This window comes from Nitrospirae bacterium CG2_30_53_67, assembly GCA_001873285.1.
Taxonomy (GTDB): domain Bacteria; phylum CG2-30-53-67; class CG2-30-53-67; order CG2-30-53-67; family CG2-30-53-67; genus CG2-30-53-67.
The window spans coordinates 1-4,634 of record MNYV01000179.1; the positions used below are offsets into that span (position 1 = coordinate 1).

3 protein-coding genes are annotated in these 4,634 nt (G+C 54.4%); all 3 read right to left on the reverse strand.

Annotated elements, in window-relative coordinates:
• Window positions 1–53: 53 nt before the first annotated feature.
• A complete protein-coding gene (locus AUK29_11105; GenBank protein OIP60680.1) occupies window positions 54–2,531 on the reverse strand; it encodes a DNA internalization-related competence protein ComEC/Rec2 in 2,478 nt (825 codons plus the stop codon).
• Window positions 2,528–2,914: a hypothetical protein gene (locus AUK29_11110; protein OIP60681.1), complete on the reverse strand. Its 387-nt coding sequence runs from the start codon at window positions 2,912–2,914 to the stop codon at window positions 2,528–2,530. Before AUK29_11110 ends, AUK29_11105 begins: the two co-directional genes overlap by 4 nt.
• Before the next feature lie 230 nt (window positions 2,915–3,144).
• Window positions 3,145–4,494, reverse strand: a complete 1,350-nt coding sequence (locus AUK29_11115; protein OIP60682.1) for an exodeoxyribonuclease VII large subunit — start codon at window positions 4,492–4,494, stop codon at window positions 3,145–3,147.
• Between the last annotated feature and the right edge of the window lie 140 nt (window positions 4,495–4,634).

The following is a 4,634-nucleotide window of genomic DNA, read 5'->3' on the forward strand; positions in this document are numbered from 1 at the left end:
CAAGGGAAAATAGCGAAGTGCAGACGACGGACGGCTGAAAATATGGATGTGCTTCAGAAGTTCCGGACCTGAATCCTTTTCCCGTCTGTTTCAAGCCAGACTGCGCCATTTTGATCCGTTCTGAAGATGGTCTTCTCAGGAAAGATGTACCGATACCTGCCGAGGACGTCCGAATTGGGAAATTGAAAGGGATTGTTGCTCCCGACCTGTATCACGGCTATCTCCGGCCTGACCCGGTCTATAAAAGAGGGGCTGCTGGAATAAAGGCTTCCATGATGGGGGACCTGCAAAATCGTGCTCTTCAACTCTTCTCCTTGGTATCTTCTCAATAGGGTCTTCTCACCGGGCGTCTCCAGATCCCCGGTGATCAGAAGACTGATTTTCCCGAAAGTCACTTTCATGACCAGTGAATCATTGTTCACATTGGAATTGGAACCACAGGTATACCCGGCGCCTTGCTGCAGGACATCAAACAGAACCTGCCCCATGGCTATCCGCTCTCCCGCAGGGTTCAGAAAACGCCTTGGAATCCCCTGATCAGCGATGAGTTTTCGGAAACGGCGGTATTCCTCTGAGGGGAAGACCTTCCAGGCATCCCAGACCTCTCCCACAGGGATCTCCTCCAAAATCCCGATCAGTCCGTTCAGATGGTCAGGATGGGGATGGGTCAGAACCATGAGATCAATTTTCCGTATCCCCATGGCAAGCAAGGCCGGGAGCACGACCTGCCTCCCGATGTCCTGCGAGGATAGATAGGAGCCTCCGCCGTCGATCAGAACGGTTTCCGCATTTGGAAGGATCAGCAGAACCGAAGATGCCTGCCCCACGTCCAGGAACCGGATGTGGAGATGACCGTCACCTCTTATCTGCCCTGCCCGGAACACCACCACGAAAAATAAAAGGCCCAAGACCAGGATGCACCCGATACGCCGGGCCTCCCCCATCCTGGGAAAAATCAGAATGAGAAGCAGTAAAACATAATAGACCAGAGTCAGAACGCCGGGCGGGGGGAAGACCCAGGTTGCCGCCCAAGTCAACGACCCGAAATAATCAACCCCGCAGGCAAGCATGGAGACCCCGAAGCCCGCGAGCCTGGCCGGCCATACCGCCAGGGGAGGATAAATCATGAATGACACAAGAGTGATCAGCGCACAAGGGACGATCCAGAAACCGGTCAGGGGAACGAACAGAAGGTTCGTTACGATCCCTGCCTCACTGACACGGTGGAACGTTTCCGCAGTCATCGGCGACGTAGCGGCCGCGGCAACAAGGGTTACGAAGACAAGGCCGGTTATTTTCCTGATCGCTTTTCTGAGGATCTCTGAAATAACTTTTTTGTCTTTCTTCAAAGAGGATTCCTTTCCCTCTTTTTTCTCCTGGTCATGTTGATGCCTGAAAAAAAGGATCATGGCCGCAACCGAGGCAAAGGAGAGCTGGAAGTCAATGTCGAAAAGAGACGGCGGCCGCCAGACGAGGATGACCAGGGCGGCAAGCATTAAAGTCTGCAGGAGATCTCTTTCCCGCTCCAGGACCTTGGCGGCCAGATAGGCCATAATCATGATGCAGGCACGGATCGAAGAGGCGCCCGCTCCCACAAAGATCGTATAAATCGGAAGCAGGATCAAGGTCATCATCGAAGCGAGCCGGAAGGGAATCAGCCAGAAATAGGATTTCCGGAGAATGGAAACGGGCAGAGAATAGGTGAAGATCAGCAAAAAGCACTGGTAGCAGAAGAACGAGATGAAACCCATGTGGAGCCCGGATATGGCCAGGAGATGAGCGGTCCCGGCACGGGCGAAACGGTCCTGCATCTCCCTCGATATGCCGCTTCGGTCCCCGGTGATGAGGGCCTTGATCAGGGCGGTTGAGGGTTCAGGAAGCAGGGTCTTGAGAAAATGGTGAAAATCCTTCTTGTATCCCATGATCCTCATCATGAAGGGGTTCCCCTTCTGTTTCCCGATCACCTGTATGCCGCCGGGCGATGCCGCCCCCAGGACCCAGATCCCCTTTCTTTTTAAATGGGCGACATAATCAAAGGCGCCGGAATTTTTGTAATTCCTCGGCTTTCGAAATGTCCCTGTCACTTTCACCCTGTCTCCATAGTCGAGATCCACGCTCTTTCTCCCCTGCTGTTTGGTCGAGGAAGAGGTGTATATAGAAACATCCACCATTCCGGACGACTCCATGCCTTGGTATCGCTCTACCGCAAGAAGAAACCGAACCCGGTCTGCAAAAACTTCCGGAAAAGAAGCCACCATGCCGGTCACGGTGGATTTGTGCTGATCATCCATCCGCCGCAGGAGGTGATCTTTGGGCAGGCAGGTCATCCAGAGGGACTCTCCGAGGGCGCCGAGAAAAAAGAAAACAAAGAGCAGAAGCAGCCATTCAAATCGTTTAAACCGTTGGAACGAAATCACTGACAATAGGACCGGGACAAGGATCACAAGAAACAGAGGCCAAGGATCCATGTGCACCGAGAGCAGGATACCGAGGATGATTGAGATCAATATGTAAAAGAGCGGCCTGTTCATGGCTTATCCTCGTTCAGGACCGCATGTTCCATGATCTGCCGGAGCTTTTTCCTTCCGATTCCCGGAACATGCAGCAGATCCTCCTCGTCTTTGAAAGGCCCGATCTTCTCCCTGTGCCTCACGATCCGGCCGGACAGTTCAGGACCGATGCCTGGAATTTCGATCAGTTCCATGGCCGAGGAACGGTTAAGCGAAATCACCGGCTCAAAACCTGAATGGAGAGAAGGGACTCTCAGAATCGAATTCCAAAAGAGCGGAACCTTGAGATTGAGACGTCCCAAATCAGCATCCCTGGCCGGCCCGCCGGCCGTTTGAATGGCCTGCATGACCGAGCATGGCTCATCGAAGAGGTAGGTTCCCGGTCTCCGGACCTCCCCGGTCACGGAGACCGATAGGGGCCGCCGGCCTTCTTCTGCAGAATGTCGCCCAGGATCTGCGGCAGGATCATAGGAGAGGCAGCGGAAGAGCAAGACGCCGTACAGGGCCCAGCAAAGAAACCGCAAGATTTTCCTCTCGGGAAAAGAATACCTCATGGAAGACCCATATTTTTTTGATGTTTTTCAGGAGGGGATTCAGGCGGGATCCGGTCTGCATGGCAGACATCAAGAAAAGTTTACCCCTCCTCAATATGATCCACCGTGCACTCGACCCGGCCGAGATGAAAATGGATTCTTAAACGGTCGTTCAGAGAGATCTGCCGGCTTTCCCGGATGATCTTCTCCTCCGGCAGCTTGTAAACGATGCTGTAGCCGCGCTGCAGGACCTTTAAAGGACCCAGGGCATCAAGCCGCTCTGAAAGAGCGGACAGCCGGTCTCTCCGCCTCTGAAGGGAAAATATCATTTCCCTCCGGTTCTTTTTCATATGGACCGCAAGCCGCTCACGGAACTTTCCGACCTTCTCCTTGGGATTTAAAAGACGAAGGGCGGATATCTTCCCCTGAAGACGCGCCCTCAGTAAACCCACCTTGCGCTTGAATGATATTTTGACGGCCTCGTTCAGGTCGTCCAGACGCTGCCGGATCATCCCGATCCTCTGCTGCGGACTGATGAGTCTCCGGGAGAGATTCTCCAAGGCGGACCGCCTCCGGTTCAGGATGACGCCGACCCGGTTTTGAAGACGTTCCTTTAGGGTGAGGATCCTATCCTCCATTTCCGCTTTATTCCGGACAACGAGTTCTGCGGCAGCGGAAGGGGTCGGCGCCCTGAAATCGGCCACGAAATCCGAGATGGTAAAATCCGTTTCATGCCCCACGGCGGAGATGACCGGGATGCTTGAACCATAGACCGCCCGGGCAACCTTTTCTTCGTTGAAGGGCCAAAGGTCTTCGAGAGATCCTCCGCCTCGAGATAGGATGATGACATCCAGATCCTCCCGGCGGTTCAACGATTCTACGGCATCTACGATCTCCTGAGCGGCGCTGTCGCCCTGGACGTGGACCGAAGCAATCAGGATCTCCACATTGGCAAAACGCCGGTTGATGATGTTCAGGATATCCTGAATCGCGGCGCCTGTGGGTGAGGTGATCACACCGATCCGCTGGGGAAGCAGAGGGAGCTTCCTTTTATGAGCCGGATCAAAAAGCCCTTCCTGATCGAGGCGCTCCTTGATCTGCTCAAAGGCCAGGTGCAGGGCGCCCAAACCTATCGGTTCCATATAGTCCACATTGATCTGAACCGTGCCGCGGGACTCATAGACGGTCACGATCCCCTTGCAGAGGACCTGCATGCCGTCTTCAGGCTCAAAGCGGATGTACCGTCTCTTGTATTTGAAGAACACAGCCTGGATCTGGGCTTCTTCATCCTTCAGTGTAAAATAGGTATGCCCGGAATAGGGAGTCTTGAGATTGGATATTTCGCCCGTGACCCAGACGGAGGGAAACGTCTCTTCCAGCCGGCCGCGGATCCTTGCCGTCAGCTCATGAACCGTCAGGATATCATAGGGGAGGCTTTGCAGGTCTTCCATGGCGTGCGCTCATCCTTAGTGACCCTATTCGTAAATACGGCGGCATTCGAGTGCCGTAGGGCGGTCTCCTCGGCGTTCCGCTTCTTGCGGCGTACCAGAGGGGCACACCTCAGTCGCGCGCCTTGATGAGACCGCCCTAC